Annotated in this window: 14 protein-coding genes; 8 read left to right on the top strand and 6 right to left on the bottom strand. The window is 54.4% G+C overall.

From position 1 onward, the window contains the following. The first annotated feature begins 42 nt into the window (after nt 1-42). Nucleotides 43-1032, top strand: a complete 990-nt coding sequence (locus O5O45_RS18485; RefSeq protein ID WP_305900834.1) for a phosphatase domain-containing protein — start codon at nt 43-45, stop codon at nt 1030-1032. 61 nt (nt 1033-1093) lie between these two features. After that, complete coding sequence (locus O5O45_RS18480) at nt 1094-1633, top strand: DUF2058 domain-containing protein (protein WP_305900833.1); 540 nt, start codon at nt 1094-1096, stop codon at nt 1631-1633. Nucleotides 1634-1645: 12 nt separating this feature from the next. Here the strand turns inward: O5O45_RS18480 and O5O45_RS18475 are convergent, their stop codons facing one another. After that, the gene (locus tag O5O45_RS18475) at nt 1646-2356 is read right to left on the bottom strand and encodes a cyclase family protein (protein WP_305900832.1); all 711 of its coding nucleotides are present in this window, start codon (nt 2354-2356) and stop codon (nt 1646-1648) included. Between the two features lie 270 nt (nt 2357-2626). On the opposite strand from O5O45_RS18475, the gene O5O45_RS18470 reads away from it, so the two are divergent. Together O5O45_RS18470 and O5O45_RS18465 are read left to right on the top strand one after the other, a co-directional pair. Further along, on the top strand, nt 2627-3316 hold the full coding sequence (locus O5O45_RS18470; protein WP_305900831.1) for a class I SAM-dependent methyltransferase: 690 nt from the start codon (nt 2627-2629) through the stop codon (nt 3314-3316). 5 nt (nt 3317-3321) lie between these two features. Beyond that, a complete protein-coding gene (locus O5O45_RS18465) occupies nt 3322-5841 on the top strand; it encodes a DNA polymerase II (protein ID WP_305900830.1) in 2520 nt (839 codons plus the stop codon). A 9-nt stretch (nt 5842-5850) separates the two neighbouring features. Here O5O45_RS18465 and O5O45_RS18460 read toward each other — a convergent pair whose 3' ends face one another. From O5O45_RS18460 to O5O45_RS18445, 4 genes are all read right to left on the bottom strand, one after another. Then, nucleotides 5851-6387: an XAC2610-related protein gene (locus tag O5O45_RS18460; RefSeq protein WP_305900829.1), complete on the bottom strand. Its 537-nt coding sequence runs from the start codon at nt 6385-6387 to the stop codon at nt 5851-5853. A 171-nt stretch (nt 6388-6558) separates the two neighbouring features. Further along, entirely contained in the window at nt 6559-7098 is a 540-nt protein-coding gene (locus O5O45_RS18455) for an XAC2610-related protein (RefSeq protein WP_305900828.1), read from the bottom strand. A 9-nt stretch (nt 7099-7107) separates the two neighbouring features. Next, nucleotides 7108-7899 (bottom strand): hypothetical protein, encoded by a 792-nt coding sequence (locus tag O5O45_RS18450; RefSeq protein ID WP_305900827.1) that lies wholly within the window; start codon nt 7897-7899, stop codon nt 7108-7110. A 95-nt stretch (nt 7900-7994) separates the two neighbouring features. Further along, nucleotides 7995-9305 carry an amidase gene (locus tag O5O45_RS18445; protein ID WP_305900826.1) on the bottom strand — a complete coding sequence of 437 codons (1311 nt, stop codon included), beginning with the start codon at nt 9303-9305 and terminating at the stop codon, nt 7995-7997. A gap of 156 nt (nt 9306-9461) precedes the next feature. Here O5O45_RS18445 and O5O45_RS18440 point away from each other — a divergent pair, with 156 nt between their 5' ends. The 4 genes from O5O45_RS18440 (at nt 9462) to O5O45_RS18425 (ending at nt 15158) form a co-directional block, all read left to right on the top strand. Continuing rightward, the gene (locus tag O5O45_RS18440; protein ID WP_305900825.1) at nt 9462-10346 is read left to right on the top strand and encodes a LysR family transcriptional regulator; all 885 of its coding nucleotides are present in this window, start codon (nt 9462-9464) and stop codon (nt 10344-10346) included. Between the two features lie 376 nt (nt 10347-10722). Beyond that, the gene (locus O5O45_RS18435; RefSeq protein ID WP_305900824.1) at nt 10723-12843 is read left to right on the top strand and encodes a hypothetical protein; all 2121 of its coding nucleotides are present in this window, start codon (nt 10723-10725) and stop codon (nt 12841-12843) included. A 250-nt stretch (nt 12844-13093) separates the two neighbouring features. Next, complete coding sequence (locus O5O45_RS18430; RefSeq protein ID WP_305900823.1) at nt 13094-14071, top strand: alpha/beta hydrolase; 978 nt, start codon at nt 13094-13096, stop codon at nt 14069-14071. A gap of 22 nt (nt 14072-14093) precedes the next feature. After that, nucleotides 14094-15158 (top strand): glycosyltransferase family 28 protein, encoded by a 1065-nt coding sequence (locus O5O45_RS18425; RefSeq protein ID WP_305900822.1) that lies wholly within the window; start codon nt 14094-14096, stop codon nt 15156-15158. 82 nt (nt 15159-15240) lie between these two features. Here O5O45_RS18425 and O5O45_RS18420 read toward each other — a convergent pair whose 3' ends face one another. Next, nucleotides 15241-18105, bottom strand: coding sequence for a di-heme oxidoreductase family protein (locus O5O45_RS18420; RefSeq protein WP_305900821.1), 2865 nt, complete (start codon nt 18103-18105; stop codon nt 15241-15243). Nucleotides 18106-18462: the final 357 nt, after the last annotated feature.

Here is an 18462-nt window from a genome sequence, read left to right as displayed (position 1 = left end):
GGCGATACCTCTGGTGTGGTATGTGAGGCTTTGGAGCTTTTTATGCGTTGGATTGTCATTTTTTTAGGGTGGCTATGTGTCTTTGGCTCTGCAAGCGCAGAAGATGCGGATCCACTTGCGCTGATCCTGTACGCAGGCTACGGCTCTGCGGGAAAGTTTACTTTGGAAGGGCGTGTTATTGAGGCGGATGAGGATGCCGCGGGCGCATCTATCGAAGACGGCGGCGCGACTAATCTACGCCGTAATCTGGCGCAATTATTCAACGCAGAGCAGGAAAACGTTGAAGTGCGTGTTCAGGTGGGCCAGCAACATTGGCGTGTGAAGACGGACGAAGAAGGGTATTTCCGACTGGATGGCGAACTGACGGATGCAACACCATCGGGCTGGTTGCAAGTGACTGCGCAAACGGAAAACGCCCAAGCCGCTGAGGGCGCAATATTGATGGCCCCTGCAGAAAACCGCTTGGGCGTGATATCCGACTTGGACGACACCCTTATGGTCAGTGAGGTGACGGCGAAAACGTCATTACTGAAAAATACGTTCTTGAAGAATCCGCTACAGCGAGAGGTTGTTCCGGGCGCTTCCGCGTTTATCGCTAACCTTATCGCCAACAATACAGCGTTAGAGACCTCGCCGGTTTTCTATCTGTCCGCGTCGCCTCGACAGCTTTACGGCAATATTTCTTTGTTTTTAGAGCACAACGGCTTTCCCCGGGGGGTAGTGGTCGCCAAGAAAGTGTCGAATGAGTCCGACAGTGAGCCCTGGCTGGATCAGGCGGCCTATAAAACCGCCCACATTGAAGGTTTACTGCAGCGTTTTCCTTGGGTGAGTTTCGTGTTGCTTGGCGATGACGGCGAGCGTGACCCGGAGATTTACTGGGATATTCAAACTCGCTTTGCTGACAGGATCGCCGCAGTGTATATACGCAAAGTGTCTCCTGATCCTGAGCGGCCGGTATACGAGGGGCAACAGGACCTGGCGGCGGAGATCGCCAAAATTGAGAAAGCTCGGACGGGCGCAAAAGAGCACTGAAACCCTGGCGTTGGATTTGCTAAAATCCTTTTCGGTTAACTAATGGTTTGGAACGCGAACAATGGCTAAGTCTCTTCAAGAGCAGCTCCTCAAGGCGGGGCTGGTTGATCAGAAAAAAGCGAAACAGATAAAACAGGAAAAGCGTAAGCAGGCGAAGCAGACGCCGAAAGGCCAGCAGGTCGAGGACGAGACCAAACTGCGCGCGCAGCAGGCGCGTGAGGAAAAAGCGCAACGGGATCGTGAGATGAATCGTCTCCGGCAAGAGGAGGCTGACCGTAAAGCGTTGAAGGCGCAGGTCAAACAATTGATCGAGATGAATCGCATCAACCGCAAAAAAGGCGAGGTGGGCTATCAGTTTGCCGACGAGGGCAAAGTGAAGAAGATTTACGTCACGCAAGAACTACAGGATGGTCTGGCTTCCGGTCGTTTCGCCGTCGCCAGAATGGGGGACGCATACGAAGTGATCAGCAGGAAAGTGGCGGAGAAAATCCGCGAGCGCGCTCCAGAGTTTGTTGTGGTGCTCAACGATAACAAGAATGCTGAGCCCGACGAAGATGATCCTTACGCCGCCTATCAGATTCCCGACGATCTGATGTGGTAATGCTTTCGGCGCTCAGGGCGTGAGCGCCAGAACAGAGACGGGCGATCCTGAACCTCCGCGCAGTCGCAGCAGGCCGATCGCGAGCGTGACTCCCTTGGGCGGCAAATGGTCCAGGTTGGTCAGACATTCCAGCACAATACCGGCTTGCGCCAGCGTCAGGCGATTGACCTGATGTGCTACGCTGGCGCCGGGATCGACGCCATGGGTGTCTATCCCGAATCCGCCGACCTTTCTTTTTTCCAGCAAAAACCTGGCAGTTTCCGCCGCCAGGCCGGGAAAACGCATGACGCCCTGCGCGTCCATATTGAAAAAGCGCTCAGGCGTTTTCCAGTAATGCTGGTAGCCGGTGTAGAACAACACTACGCACCCGGCGGGAATGATGCCCTGGTATTGTTCCCAGTGATGTAAATCCTCAATTGTGACTGCGTAGTCCGGTTGCTCCTGCGCCTGAGCGCTGACATCAATCACCACCGCTTCTGGCGTTAGTTGCTGAGGGGAGTATTCGTCGATAGTCATCCCATCCTCAAAAAAGCTGGCGGGGGCGTTCATATGAGTGCCACTGTGCTCGCCGATCTGGAAACTGCGCAGGAAGTAACCGTCTTTTGCGATGCTGGCTTCGTCGGTGAATTGAACCGCCGGGTCTCCCGGCCACAGGGGGATACTGGCGTCTATGGGGTGGCTTAAGTCAATGATATTGGAAAACTGCAGCGTTCGAAGGGGCATAGAGATTCTCGTCAAGGGTTTGCTCCGCTAGTTATAAGTCAATCTGTCAGTCATAAATCAGCCTGTCAGTTATAAATCAATCTGTTAGTTATAAAACAGCTCGTCTCTTACTAAAACAAATAGTAGCGGCGAAAACAGAGTTTCAGTGTTAGGATGCCTTAAAACTCAATTCAGACATGTTGTTTTGTCTTGCCGGGCGCGCCCGGGTTTTGTGGATGCCCGCGCAGGGAAAGGGATGAAACGACGGTCGGCCTCCAGGAGATGTTATAGATGGAAACAGTTTCCCGACCTGTGGACAGCAGAGTAAAGCTGTCGCAACGCTACTTTAATCCGCTGACATTGGCGGTCTATGATTTGGCGTTATTTGGTTTCATCGACAAGTACGCCTGGGGCTGTCCAACAGAGCGGGTGCTGCGCCATTATCGCGACCATCTTAGCGCGAACCATCTGGAAGTGGGCGTCGGATCGGGTTACCTGTTGGATCACTCGACCTTTCCCTCCAGGGAGCCGAGGTTGGCGTTGATGGACTTGAGCGAAAGCTGCCTGCAAAAAACGTCACATCGACTCTCCCGTTTTCATCCTCAGTGTTATCGCCGCAATATTTTGCAACCTATCGAGATTGATGCGCAGGGCTTTGACTCCATTGCGGTGAACTATGTCATGCATTGCGTGCCGGGCCACTTTGAACGCAAAGGCGAGGCGTTCGGGAATCTGAGTCAATTGTTGAATGATGACGGCGTCCTGTTCGGCTCCACGGTCCTGAGCGTTGGGGTAGAGAAAGATATGTTCACCCGACTCTGTATGAGCAGCCTGAACAAAGCCGGCGTTTTCTGCAATGAAGAGGATTGCGCAACGGCGCTTCATGACGTTTTACGACGGTATTTTAATCGCGTCGAAATGGAAATAGTCGGTTGTGTGGCGTTGTTCGCCTGTCGCGACCGTAAAACTGAGGCTGAATAATATCGATGTCCGCGCCGCTGAGAGGTTTTCTGCTGACCCGACAATGGGATGATCTCATCCCTGAGCAGGATAAGGCGCGGGGCGGGCTCATCAAATCATTGGCGCTGCAATTCTGGATACTGACCGATCGAGGTCCGGCGCGACTGATCGTTAGCGACCAATATGCGGTGTGCTTTCTTGAGAGTTCGGCGATGCCCGTGGCGCGCCGCATTCTGACCCACCTGCTCGGCGACAGCAGCGGCGAGCGCCCTCCCTGGTACGAAAAAGAGCTTGAGCTGAGGGATTTTGGCGGGCAGCCGGTGCATGGCGTGTATCTGCGCGAGCAACGCAACCTTTATCGCGTGCGCGACATGCTGACGCAGGCGGGCCTCTCGCCAATGGAGGCGGATATTCATCCTACAGACCGTTTCCTGATGGAGCGCTTTGTGACCGGCTCACTGGCCGTTCATGGCGAGGCGGTGGAAAAGGATGGCGTGTTGGAGTTCCACAATCCACGCATCAAACCAGCGCCGTATGCGCCTTATTTCAAGGTATTGTCACTGGACATTGAGACGTCCATGGATGGGGCGCAGTTATATTCCATCGGTTTGGTGGCGACTTCCTACGGCGCGGATGTCGGCGCGGGCGCTGTGCAACGGCGCGTGTTCATGGTGGGAGAGCCGGCGGCGGATGGGTCGGATTATCTCATTTATTGCGCAGATGAAACGCAGGTGTTTCAGCGTTTTATCGCGTGGTTTGACGACTTTGACCCGGACATTCTGATTGGCTGGAATGTCATTAACTTCGATCTGCGCTTTCTGCAAAAGAAAGCGGATGATCTGAACCTGTCCTTTCACCCGGGACGGGGCGGGACGCCCATGGACTGGCGCCAGTCCCGCAGCGACGACCAGCATTTCACTTTATGCATTCCCGGACGGGTGGTGCTGGATGGTATTGATACGCTCAAATCCGCCACCTATAACTTTGAAAGTTTTTCTCTGGAGTATGTCGCCCAGCATTTGCTGGGGCGAGGCAAGCTGATCCATGACCCGGACAACCGGGGCGATGAGATTACGCATTTGTTTCTTCACGATAAGCCCAGATTGGCCGAGTACAACCTGGAAGACTGCCAATTGGTGTGGGAGGTTTTTCAGCACGCCCTGTTGATCGAGTTCGCCGTAGAACGGGCGCAATTGACCGGATTGGCGTTGGACCGTTTCGGCGGTTCGGTCGCCTCTTTTGATAATCGCTATTTGCCGCGATTGCATCGAGCGGGGTACGTGGCGCCGATGCTGCCGCAGAATCCGGTAGGCGTGGGCAGCCCCGGCGGTTATGTGATGGACTCGATTCCGGGGTTGTACCGCAACGTGCTGGTGCTGGATTTTAAAAGTCTGTATCCCAGTATCATCCGCACCTTCAAAATCGATCCTTTGGCGCGCATCAAAGGTGTTGAAATCGAACGCGGGCAGGATGTGCTGCGTGAAGATCTGTGGGACCAGCAGGAAACGGTGAAAGCGGACCGCAAGCAGCTGGTTCCTGGCTTTAACGGCGCGGTTTTTTCCAAAGAGCACAATATTCTGCCGGATATTATCGGTGAGTTGTGGGCGGCGCGGGATGAGGCGAAACGCCATAAAAATGCGGCGATGTCGCAGGCCATAAAAATCCTGATGAATTCTTTCTATGGCGTGCTGGGTACGCCGGGATGCCGTTTCTTCGATCATCGCTTGCCCAGCTCCATCACATTACGTGGACATAGGATTCTGTACCGCACCAAGGAACTGATTGAACAGCAGGGCCATCAGGTCATCTATGGCGATACTGACTCAGTCTTTGTCAGGTTGAAAGAGTATAAGCAAAGCGCGGCGGCGGAAATTGATAGCGTTGGAAAGAAACTGGCGGCGACGCTGAATCAATGGTGGCGGGATTATCTGATGCAGGAATATGGCATCGAGAGTTTTCTTGAAATACAGTTTGAGACTCACTTTTTACGCTTTGTGATGCCGACCATTCGCGGCTCTGAAAAGGGTAGCAAGAAACGGTACGCCGGCTTGGCCGCCAGAGGCGAGGGCGAGCCGGAAATGGTGTTCAAGGGGTTGGAAACGGTGCGCACCGATTGGACGCCTCTGGCGCGCACCTTCCAGAAAGAGCTTTATCGTCGCATTTTTTATAACGAGCCTTACGAAGATTACGTGCGTGACCTGGTCAGTGATATCCGCGCAGGCAAAAAAGACGATCAGCTCTACTACCGTAAGCGTCTGCGTCGCCGGCTCGATGAGTATCAACGTAATGTGCCGCCGCATGTGCAGGCGGCGCGCACGGCGGATCGCATTCGCGAAGAGCAGGGACTGGCGCCCCGTTATCAGCGCGGAGGATGGATTGAATACGTGGTGACGGTGAATGGGCCGGAGCCTCTGGAGTACCGACGTTCCGCGCTGGATTATGACCTCTACGTGGAGCGACAGATCGAGCCTATCGCCGACGGTATCCTTCGTTTTATGAATGCTTCCTTTCAGGATATCGCCGGCGGACAAATCGGCTTGTTCTGATCTGATTTCCTAATCGATAGGAATCAAGTTTGAGCCGTTCCACTTCAACCGCTTTCTCTCATACTGTGTTTCGCTGACTTGAACCTGCAAGCTGAGAGTTTGCGTTGCGGGATCGGCGGACAACTCCGGCAAATTGCCCAGCCTCACGAAGCGCTTGGCGTTCTGGGAGTAAAGCCAATAATCCAGAAAAACATGCTTGGCGCCTGCCGAGGTGGTGATGGCCAAATCGGGAAAACCGTCGAAGTTGATATCGTCGAAGGCGATATGGCCGATGTCGCCAGCGAAGAACACCGTGTCGGGGGCTATCTCCAGGCGTTGTTCCTGACCGTTGAGGGATGCTTCCACGGCTTGCAGCAATACCTGATCATCCGCAAGCGGCGCCAGTACCGGTGAAGCCTTAACCTGAAGTGACGTAGACGCATGCTCACAGGTTGGAATACGGCCGACGCCAAACAGACAGGCGTCTCCGTCTTTCGATATGGATTGAAGCGGCGAAACGCCGCATGACGTGATGATGGGAAATAGAAGAAGCGCAACGCGTCGCATAAAAAGTCCTTCTCGTCGAGACAAGAGTCAGACGCCCTGAGCGTCTGATTTCACATAGAGGAGTCGTACTCACATTAATAACTCCCCGTTTCCCGGGCGCATTTATGCTAAGCGCGAGACGCCGCAACGGCAATTCGTCTGTAAGGGCTAAGGCGTTTGGCGTGTAATCAACTATTCAACCACCACAAGTTCTAATCCGCGCCATTGGTAAGCTTTTCTATCGTATTGCGCGGCGTTGACGCGGACTTCTGTGGTGAGCGTTTGCGTATCGGGATGGAGTTTAAATACAGGGTAGTTTCCAACCTTCACATAACGCTTCTGCTCCTCCGAGTAGACCCAGTAATCCAGATAAAGATTGGCGGCCCCTAAGCTGGTAGTGACAGCGATATCTGCATGGTTATCAAAGTTAATATCTTCGAACGAGATATACCCTCTGTCTCCCGGCAATAGTAATGCATCGGGCGACAGTGTCAGAGTTTGCCGACGCTTGCCCCGAGAGATGTTGATCGCAGTGATATGAAGCTCATCGTCATTACTGAGATGGGTTGTCAGCGTTGCGGATATTTCATTGCCGCCGTCTTCAAAGTGACAGGTATCTATCTGCTCAGACTCAAATGCGCAAATCACTGGCGAGGCCTTCTGCTCCGGCTGATTTTGAGCCTGCGAGCAGGCGGCTAGGAAGATGGTTAATAGTATGTACACTTGTCGCATAATTTGACTCTAAGGCATGAGAAAGAATTTGGCGCGATCAAGATAGTCTCGCCTGTCCTGTAAACCAGTGTAACCACCGTTTACACGATAAGTAACTCCACGGAGATCATCTTTATCAGCTTTGATGTTTAAGCGACGCTTATTCCAAAACCACAGGCTTACATCCAATGCGTAGGCGGGAGTTAACGCGACTAATACCTCATTTCCCTTTTTCATAAGGTCTATTCTGGAGTATTCGGCATACTCAGAGTAATTGCTGCGACCGGTTAACTGAATTAACCCTCGCCCTTTGAATCGAACTCCGTCGCCCGGTTGCGTATTTCCGAGCGCTAAATTGCCTTCGTAATTGGCGCCGCTGGCCAGTTCCTCTGTGTATCTAAAAGACAGGCTTTCATGGCCGACTTGGGCTAGAAAGTGGGCTGTGCGAAGCGGTGAGTTTATCTGGTATCGGGAAAGATTATTTTGGAGTAAAGGAAGATACTTATTAATAGTTGATGATTTTCCGTGCGCCATGATTGCCGTCAAAGCGTCTTCGCTTAATCCTTTCGTGGAGCCCTGTTTTAGAGCTTTAAGTGTATTTCCCTTTGGATCGACTCTTCCGTCAGGTTTGGATATTTGGACCGAGGACTCTTGCAATAGCGTTATGGCTTGTATGGTTTTTGGGCCTATCCGTCCATCTACAGCTAGTTTTGACTCCAAAAGAAAAGAGTCAGATGTATAAAGATTTAATGCTGCTTGAATGACTTTTACGTCTGTTGTTGAGTTGGTCCCGTGCAGGCCCACACTGCTCTTTATGCACATTGAGTAACATCCTTGTATGCGTAAGCGAATAGAAACCAAATTCTAAGAGGAATAGCTAAAACGGGTCACTCGGGTATAAGGTCTAATCTACATTGTCAGTAAGGCTTTAAGGTCACCATCGAGGATCTCACCCCCAACGCGTTTGCGACTACTCGACCTACGTCCAGCAATTTTCCATCCCCACCTTGCGTCCCGACGATTTGCAGTCCCACCGGCAGGCGGCCGGGGAGGAGGAGGGGGATGTTGAGTTGGGGGACGCCCAGGGCGTTCCAGACTTTGATCAAATCTGATGTGCCTGTGTAGAGAAGTCCTTCAGGGGCGGAGTGGGGGGTGCTGAGGGTAATGATGGCGTCGTAGTCGGCCATGAATTGAGGGTAGGCGTTGGCGGCGGCGGTGATTGTGGTTTTGGCCGCAAGTTCTTCGGCGAAAGTCAGGCGCAAGCCGTTCTCTATCATTTCCAGCGTAGATGCGCTGAGTTGGTTACAGCGGCTGGCGTATTCGCAAGCCAGCGCGCGGCTGCCCTCCCTGTCGTTCACGATTTTATGGCTGTCGGCTAACTGCTTCAGACTGAATGGCGTGGAGGTATTCTGAATGTGATGTCCTTGGGAGCGCAGAGTCAGCAGGCTGGTCAGGAGCGCTTCTTTGATCGGCGTTTCCACCGTAGACCATAACTCGTCAATGACGCAGGCCAGTCGGAGAGGTCGTTTGACGGGAGGCGTCTGCAGCGATAAGTAGGGCTCCAGCAGAACGTCTGCGAGTAACTGCAAATCATCCATGCTGCGTCCGTACCAGCCGACGGTATCGAAGCTGGGAGCAAGGGGTTTGACGCCTTCCAGAGAGACAATTCCGCGTGTTGGTTTGAAAGCAAACAGGCCGCAATAGGAAGCAGGTTTGAGTAATGAGCCCGCCGTTTGCGAGCCCAACGCCACCGGGAAAAAACCCGCAGCTAATCCCGCGGCGGAGCCGGCGCTGGAGCTGCCCGGCGTGTGATCCAGTGCGTGTGGGTTGCGGGTCGGTCCGGTATGCATAAAGGCGAATTCAGTGGTCTCCGTTTTACCCATGACGATAGCGCCTTCTCGCCGTAGTCGCGCCACCACGGAGCAGTCCCGTGAGGGGCGATGATCTCGATAGATAGGAGAGAAATATTCCGTAGCAAAGTCGACAGTGTCGAAGATGTCTTTTACGCCGATGGGTAATCCGCTCAGCTTTCCATTGTTTGGACGGGTGTCTATCGCCCGGGCCTGTTGTAAAACCTTGTGCGGGTCAAATGCCGCAAAGGCGCGGATGTCCGGCTCATAGCGAGTAATCTGAGCGATTAATGCTTCACAGACTTCTTCCGCTGCGTATTCGCCGCCCTGAATGGATTTCACCCATTGCGCGCCATCGTTGGTTAAAGGTAGGGACACTGTGTTTCTCCGTAAGTTTTTGGACATCAGCGGAGTCACTTTATTGATTAATTTTTGGAATTTAAAACAATTAATTTTTAGCTTATTATCAAATTTTATTGATCAATTAGTTGTTCGGTACTGTCTGGTTATGTTGCTGTAAAGGGCCAATCGGCGATGTTGAGAGAGCTTAAAACCTTTCTGGAAGTCACTAAATGCGGCACATTCGCCGCTGCAGGCGATCGTATCGGCTTGACCCAGTCTGCGGTTAGCGCGCAGATGCAGCGCCTGGAAGATGCTTTGGGCTACTCATTGTTTGAGCGTGTGGGAAGATCGGCGCAACTGACGGCGGAAGGCCGGGCGGCGATTGGTAGAGCGGAGCAGATTCTCGATCTGTTCGGCGGTATGTGCGAGGGGGCGGAGCTTCGGCCTGTGCGAGGCGAGGTTCGACTTGGGGCTGTTTCCACGGCGCAAGCCGGACTGCTGCCGGCAACGATGTCTCATCTGCGTCGTGCGGGAAGCGAAATATCGCTACGGATTATTCCTGGCTCATCGTTGCAACTGCTGGCGCTGGTCGATAGCGGCGAAATCGACGCTGCAATATTAGTGGAGCCGCCTTTTGCGTTGCCTCGTGAGTTGAATTGGTCGCCCCTGGCGAATGAGCGTTACGCGTTGATTGCGCCCCATGATGTGCATGAAAGCGACTGGCGTGCGCTACTGACGACGCATCGTTTTATCCGCTATGACCGCGGCGCATTTGGCGGTCGCCTGGTGGAACGTTTTCTGCGTCGACATCGTCTGCATGTAAATGATTGCGCCGAGATGGATGAGCTCACTGGGATCGTCAAGATGGTGGAGGAAGGATTGGGCGTCGCCTTGTTGCCGATCTCGCCGGGATTAGATGTCGGTCAAGTGCGTGTTTTTGACTTAAAGGGTGATGTTTTTTATCGGCGTATTGGCGTAATTGAACGCTCAGAGCCCCGCTCCACTGTATTCAGCCAGTTCTCTCGCGCTCTTGGCGAAGCCGCTCGCGAGTTGTATGAAACAACCGACAGCAAATAATAGAACGCTTTTTATGACAATGATTGCTACTTGCGTTCATAACAATGTTTTACCTCTTTTAGCAGAACGGAAGGCGAGAAAGACAATGTGATGCATCTCGCTTTCCAGTGTCTGATTCTGGTGACAAATAGCAGTATTCTTGTCTTTCGTGTTCGATTTCCGCCCCTTATCCCCATAAGTCTGTCACCGATGGCATACAGTCTCTCTCTAAAACCGGTGAACTTCCTCGTCCCTCAAACGTTGGGTTACATACGAACGTTAAATTAAAAATATGAACTATGCGTAATGGACTAGTCTTTGTGTTGCTGGAGGTCCGGCTGGTTTGTCGGTTTGCGCCGGGCCGGAGTGAAAATTAATCACAAAGGAAAAAAAGGATATGCAGTCAGTTAACGCGAAATTATCAGGTACGAGAAAGGAGCGCGGAAAGGTGAGTGGTATGGCGGCGCTGGCTGCGGCCATGCTTATGGGTTCACCCGTTTTTGCGCAGGACTTGGTGGAAGCGGGCTGTATGGAGGAAACCGCGGGATTCAGTGTGCAATGCTCGGCTAACGATATTCAGATAGCGGGTGTCGCCACCAACCCGGATGGAACGCCGCAACTTGAAATACTGGATGACGGTTGCGCTTATCAGGGAGATACGGTTGAGTTCACCGCTACGTTTGAGTTGGTGTCGTCAGCGAAAGAACGACACGATATCGGCATCTACTTCGTCACTGACGGAGACCCGCAAGGCGATGGCGCCATCAGCGGTTCCTGCGCAATTTCCACATTGCCGTTTCAACCCGATCCACCGTGGCTGGATTTGGACGGAACTAACGACCCTTTTCCAGGCACATCAGGACCATCCGGGGTGCAGGACACTTGTGGCGACATAGACAAACCCGGCCATAATCCGCTGTATCCGACTATCACTATTACCGCCGTGTGTGTCGACCCGGACGCTGACGGTAAGTTAAACCTGCCGTACTGCACCAGCTGGCGGCAGGCGGGGGCTAATGAGCTTTGTGTGACTCCCACGGACGCTTTCCCAGGGTCGCCGTCAAAGTGTAAGTGCGACGAAGGGTTCAATGTGCCAATCGATGTGCCGCCAGCGGAACTGCTGGTGTCAAAGACTGCTTCGCCCACTACGCTGACGGAGCCAGGCGGCGCCGTGACGTTCTCCATTGCCGTCACTAATGTGGGGATTGATCCGTCCAACTCTGTGGTAATGGATACCCTGACCGACGATATCTACGGCGATATCACCATGGCGGGGCATGACGGCATAATCAGCACCACTTGCGCGACGCCGCAGACGATCCCGGCGGATGATCGCAACCCTGGAGGCGTGGATACCTATAGCTGTCAGTTCACCGCGCAGATCAATGCGAACGCCAACACCGTGGAAACCGATACCGTCACCGCCAGCGGCGTTGACAACAATGGCTACACCCTGGCGGGGCAGGATAGCGCAAGCGTTACTATTCTGGATTCGCCCCCGGCGCTGGAAGTCGTCAAAACCGCCTCACCCACGCAGTTGCTGGAGCCCGGCGGCCCTGTCACCTTCACTGTTTCCGTGAAGAATACCAGCCCGGCGTCCAGCGATCCCATCACGCTGGGATCATTAGTGGATAACATCCATGGCGACCTCAATGGCCAGGGCGACTGTCAGTCCGGGCTTGTTATTGCGCCGGGGCAGGAGTACCTGTGCTCTTTTACCACCAATGTCATGGGCAATGCGGGTAAATCCGAAACGGACACCGTCACCGCTTCTGGCGCGGATGACGAAGGCAATATGGTGAGCGCCAGCGACTCCGCGACAGTGCTGATCGTTAATGTGCCCTCGGAAATCTCCGTGACCAAAACCGCGGATCCTGAGCAGGTTGATGAGCCGGGAGGCAATGTCACCTATACCTATACCGTGACCAACCTGTCTACCGTCGATGCAGTGACCATTGAAAACCTGGACGACGACAAGCTGGGCGACCTAAATGGCCTGGGCGACTGCGCGCTGACGCAAATCCTGTACTCCTCGCAATCCTTCACCTGTTCAGTGACCACTTTTGTCAGCGGCAACGGCAATACCTCGGTCACCAACGTGGTGCTGGCGCTTGGCGTGGATGATGACGGACAGGTGCTCAGCGCCATGAGCGACGCCACTGTCGACATCATCAATGCGCCTCCAGCGGCGGCGCTCACTAAAACGGCGACGCGGGCGCTGGTGACCTTCGACGTGACGGTGACCAATACTTCCGATGCGGAAGTGTTGACGGTCACGGCTCTGGTGGACGATATGTTCGGCGACGTAACGGTGGTTCAGGGCGACCTTTATAACACCACCTGTGTGACGCCGCAGGAACTGCAGCCCGCCGCGCAACCTGGAGACAGTTACACCTGTAGCTTCGAGGCCTGGGTGAACAGTGCGACGCATACCAATACCGTCACCGCAACCGTTGTGGATGACGATGGTTCAGCGCCAGTGTCGCCCTCGGATAGCGCAACGGTAACGCTGCAATAACGCCATTTTATGTAAACCTCTGAACAGGGCCGGGCGCATACCCGGCCCTTTGCATTCTCATTTTCTCTCCGCATTTAGCGACGAACAGGCTTGGTTGTCACTGCATTCTCCTGCATGTTATGTTCAGCGCCATTTGGCGTCGTCGGATTTTCTGGCGCTTTTTCTGCGCGGGCCTATGCTATTAGCGCGTACGGAAAAAGGATGTGCTTAAAACCGACGCGTGGTCACTGCATCGAAAGGAGATAGTCTGATGCGGCTTCAAGCATTCATTGCTTCCTTTTTTATGGTAAGTGTTTCGGTGGCGGCGACCGAGAGTTCCCCTGAGACGACGTCCTCGCCTGCGCAGCCGCCCGCGCAGGAAAAGTCGGCGCCGACGCCTGACTCCGGATTTATCCCTCCCGCGGAGCAGGGCGTTATTTCACATCGAGACATGGCGTATGTGAGTAACGGCCATGCGCAACAAAAGTTGGACCTGTATCTTCCTTCAGCCGGTAAAAATATCCCCCTGATTATCTGGATTCACGGCGGAGGTTGGATGAATGGCGATAAAACCCAGGGCGTTCCCATCGGCTACGTGGATGAAGGCTATGCCGTCGCCAGCGTCAACTATCGCCTTAGTAATGTGGCCAAGTTTCCCGCACAGTTAGAAGACGTCAAGGCGGCGGTGCGCTGGTTGCGCGCCAACGCCGGGCAATATGACATTGACCCTGAGCGCATTGGCGTGTGGGGCGCTTCCGCCGGCGGTCACCTTGCCGCGCTGCTGGGAACGACGGGGGATGTGGAGGACTTTGACGTGGGCGAGAATCTGAATGTTTCCAGCCGGGTGCAAGCGGTGGTGGATTATTTCGGCCCCACGGATTTCCTGCAGATGGATGAGAACCGTCTTCCCGCCAGCCAGTCTCACGACAAAGCGGACTCTCCTGAATCCCGTTTGATCGGCGGCGCGATTCAGGACAACAAGGACAAAGTCGAGCGGGCCAACCCGATCACCTATGTCAACGAAGGCGACGCGCCTTTCCTGATTGTGCATGGGGACGCTGACTCCATTGTCCCCCACCATCAAAGCCAACTGCTGGAGGCGGCGCTGAAAGCGGCGGAAGTGCCGGTGTCCTTTTACACGGTAAAAGGCGGGCAGCATGGTCGTTTCAATGACGTAAAAGTAGTCGAACTGACCAAAGCGTTTTTCACCAAGCATCTGAAGCCGGTGGGCTATTGGGCGCTGAAGTGATCCTTGGCGCAGCGGGGGCGCGATGAAAACCGTCTATTGCGCGATTTCCTTTCATGGTTTCGGGCATCTGGCGCAAGTAGCGCCCGTGCTGAATCGCCTGATGAGCGGGCGCTCGGATATCAGGCTGGCCATTCAAAGCGAAGCGCCGCTGCCTATTCTGCAAACCTGGTTGCAGGGCCCGTTTCGTCATGTGCTGAGACGAACGGATTTGGGCATGCCCATGTTTGACGCTCTCAAGGTCAATGTTCAAGCCACTTATGACGCGTACCTGAATGAATATGAAACCTGGGCGGAGACGCTGGCGACGGAAACGGCGCATTTGCGCGAGCAGAAGCCGGATTTGGTGTTAACCAATATCAGCTATCGATTATCCGCCGCAGCGGCGGAACTGGGTGTTCCTTCCATGCATTTCTGCTCGCTGAATTGGGCCGATATTTTTCTTTCCTACTGCGGCGACAAACCCAGGAGTCGAGAGATATACGAGTGGATATGCGACGCTTATAACCAGGCCCAGTTATTTTTGCGGGTGACTCCGGGCATGCCGATGACGGGCATGGCCCATGTGAAGTCTATTGGTCCGATATCGCGGTCCGGTCGCCGATGCGATTTGCGTGAGGCGTTGCAGCGTCCGGACACAGACAGATTTGTGCTGGTGTCTATGGGCGGCATGCCTTACGCCATCCCTTTTCACGACTGGCCAAGCACTCCCGGGCTGCTCTGGCTGACAGGGGAGCCGGTAAACGGCCGGGATGACTTTATCTGCTACAAGGACTTCGCAATTGCGCATATCGACCTTCTCGCCAGCTGCGACGCTGTGGTCACCAAGCCAGGCTACGGCACGCTGGCGGAGGCGGCGGTGAATCAGACGCCGGTGCTGTACCTGCCGCGACGGGATTGGCCGGAAGAGCCTTATCAGATTGAGTGGTTGCGACAACATGTCCCGTGCCAGGAAATCGATGAGAAGCAACTATTCAGTGGGGCGATTGTCGATGAGCTGAATCAGATCTGCGCCGCGCCGCCCATGAAGCCTCCAGCTTTGACGGGAATTGACGAGGCTGTCTCGGAGATACTCGCCTTATTGGACTGAGGTCGATAAGAAAACGTAAAAGGGGCGCTAGCGCCCCTTGATTGTTTGCGACAGTTTTATGTTGTGCGTTGTGTGCTCGGCTTCAGTAGTTGAACACCTCGCCCAGCGCGTCGCCAGGACCGGGCTGAAACAGCTGCCCCGCCGCTGGACTATAGGCGTAGAAGCGATGGCGCAATGTCTGCGCCGGTCCGTAATGCGATGCAGGGTGAGTGATGCTGTAACGGTAGGAGCCGTCGCTGTTGGCGGTCTCCTGTGCGCCGTTCTGCAAGCCGCCATCCGCTTTCAACAAGGGAGCCCAGAAATAGCCGGGGCCGCCGTTTTTCTCCACGAACAACTGTACGCGCTCCATCTTGCCGGCGAATGTGATGGCGTAGGTGACGCTGCCATCCGCGTTTTTAGTAATGCCTTGCGGCTGCGGATCTGGTCCGGGCGCATCGCCGCCAACTTTCACGTTGACCTGCGCGCCGCCTACAAACTGATGGTCGGCGTTCGCCAGCTTCACGGCGATGGTGTGTTCGCCGTCAGAGAGTTCAGAGATAGTGATTGGGGAGGCGTCATAGCGCTCGCCCTGGTCGACGCCATCCACGAACCAGTGCAAATGGCGGCCGTCAACGTTCATTTCCCAGTTGCGCAATGTGAACGCTAGCTCGACATCGCGTTCCACTTGGCTGCCCTGCGTAGGCGAGACAATCGACGCCGATGGCGTTTTCACAGCGGGGCCGCCATCTGCGACAGGATCAACGAACGGAAAACGGGTATAGGCGATCAGATCTTCCCGCTCGGAGGAGGACATGGCGGAGAAGGCGTCGCGAGAGGCGGCGGCTTCACCACCGTGCCACATAATCGCCTCTTCGATAGAGGTGGCGCGACCGTCATGTAGATAGCGGGCATTGCCGTTAACTTCCGCGAAGTGGCCTATCGCCCAGAGCGGCGGCGTTCTCCACTCATAACCCGTAGCGGCGTATTCGGGGCGATTGTCGGCAAGATCCGGTCCCATGTCGTGCAACAGGAAATCGGAGAAGGGCTGGATGACCTGATTGCGGAGCGAGGCGACTTCAAAGTCCGATGAGGTGGTCATCGTGGGGATATGACAGCCGCTGCAGTTAGCTTCCTTGAACAGCGCTTTGCCTCTTAGCTTGCTGGCCTGGGACGCCTCGTCGGCGAAAAACTCCAGGTTGGGCGGCACGGCGAGATGGCGTACGTAGGATTCGATCTTGTGTAGATCTTCCATGGAAAACTCCGCGCCGTTTCCGAATATGGGGTTGGCTATCCCCATATCTTCATGAGCGGCCTTGGCGGTCTGTTGCAATACGCTGGGTTGTCCGGCCTTCCAGCCATATTTGCCCAGTCGCATGCTTTGCGACTGTCTGTCCCACACATAGTTGGCTTTGCCGGAAATGCCGTCGCCATTGGCGTCATCAGGATCGGTGAAAGCTAATATCGTTGCGTCAGAGATGGCGTCGATCAATCCCATACCGGTCAGCTGCGGCGCAATGCGCGGTGAAAACAGAATATCGCCGCTGTTGATGGGGGCGTCCAGCGTCCAGTCGTAAATTGGCTTGTGCAGGGTGTAGGTTCCCCCGCCAATGTGGTTGCGAGTGATACTTTGGTAAGTCACGCTAGCCTGGCCTTCGCCAGATCCTCCATTCACACTTTTGTCCTGTAACTGTGAACCGTAAGTGGGGTGCGGCGCAGGGCCGCCATGAGCATCCGTTCCCTCGACACTGAGCGCCAGTAGCATGGATTGCATCGGTTGTCCGGGTTCTGGCGGTGTTCCGCGGCCGTCATTGGTATGGCAGGCGAAGCAGGAGCTGTTGTTAAACTGCGGCCCCAGCTGGTTCGCCAGCGTCACCGGCGTGCGCGCCCGTTGGGGGAAATCGATATATTGCTTGGGAGAGGGCTGGTCGCCGATGCAATCGTATTTAGTCTGAGGCGCATGCAGGGCGATATCTGGATTGCTCTCGCCAAAGTCGGTGTCGAACAACGTTTTTCCCGCCAGGAAATCTTTCATTTCCTGACCGCCGATGTTGACCAGATGCTGGGCGAATAGAAACTGCTTATCCTGAATAATGTTCGGCGTGGTGGAGCCGCCGGGAGAGAAATAGGGATGCTGGCGTTCCTGGGATAGATGTCCCTCGCCAATGCGGATGCGAAAAATATCGTTGTAGTACTGTTGGTCCGTGCTGGCGCGTTTGAACGTCCACTCCAGATCAATCAGTTGACCCTCTGTGACGTCATTAATGACATAGCGCCAGGTGTTGGCGTTGACCTGCTCCATGTCGCCGCCTTTATCGAATTCCGCGCGATAGCAGACATCCTGTTTGTTGAGCGGGTCGGGCACGCCGATATGGTCACTCCAGCGGATGTCGCTATTGTCGGTGGGGTCGTCGGTCACGACGGTCATCTCCAGACGATTTCCCCAGTCTTTGAAGGTGGCGATATAGCTGGTGCCGCTGGTATATCCGGCGACATAGTGATCGAAGCGACCTTCGCCCTCATGCCGGTCGCGAAAACGGCCGCCGAAGGTAAAGGTAAGCGGGTAGGCGGGCTTTGAAAAACCTTCGCCGACTTTGTATTTGAACCAGCCGCTATCCACCGGCAGCTCTGCGAACTGGGCGTCCAGCACCTGTGTGTAGTAGTACTCAATGCGGTCGCCGTCGTTTAATCCGGAAATCTGGGTCTCAAACTCGGTCTGTGCTGCGGTTTCCGTCAGTTCTTCAACCTGTATTTGCGAGCCATTGATGCGGTAGTTGATATATACCCGCTCCGTGGGGGAGCGCAAATTGAGAGCTTGGGGAGAGTGGAAGCGCAGCATGGCTGAGCCGCCATTCATCTGTAGTGTTTGCGTGAACTCGCGAGGGTCGCCGGGATCAGCGGCGTAGGCGGTTCCTGAAAGCAGCAGTAGAGTCGTCAGCAGCTTGTCCATGATGGAGTCTTTGGTTTTCATAGGCGGTCTCTTTATGAAAGCGTTACCATTTTTATCTTAAGGAAAGCGCATACATCTAAAGCAATCCCTGTTTGGTATTGGCCAGTTCAGGCTTATACAACGCTCAGGCTCTGAGATGAATCGGTAATCCGGACTAGCATTTGCCTTTGCGCCAAACGGAAGCGCTGACGGAACTGGCGTTGCCTGTTCTTTTTTAGCTTTTACTTTCAAATGGTTATCTCCATGTTGCCTCCTTGTTAACCCGTTATTAACTCGCTATTCAAACGATCTGATTTTTATGAATTTTGTGAAAGCGTTTTCATTGCGGCGTTAAGTATAGTCGTTATTACGAGACACGAGGCCAATTAAAAGTGGATT

Origin of the sequence: Hahella sp. HNIBRBA332, assembly GCF_030719035.1 — a bacterium.
Lineage (GTDB): Bacteria > Pseudomonadota > Gammaproteobacteria > Pseudomonadales > Oleiphilaceae > Hahella.
The sequence above is the reverse complement of the archived record's forward strand: the minus strand, read 5'-3'. Positions and strand labels throughout refer to the sequence as shown.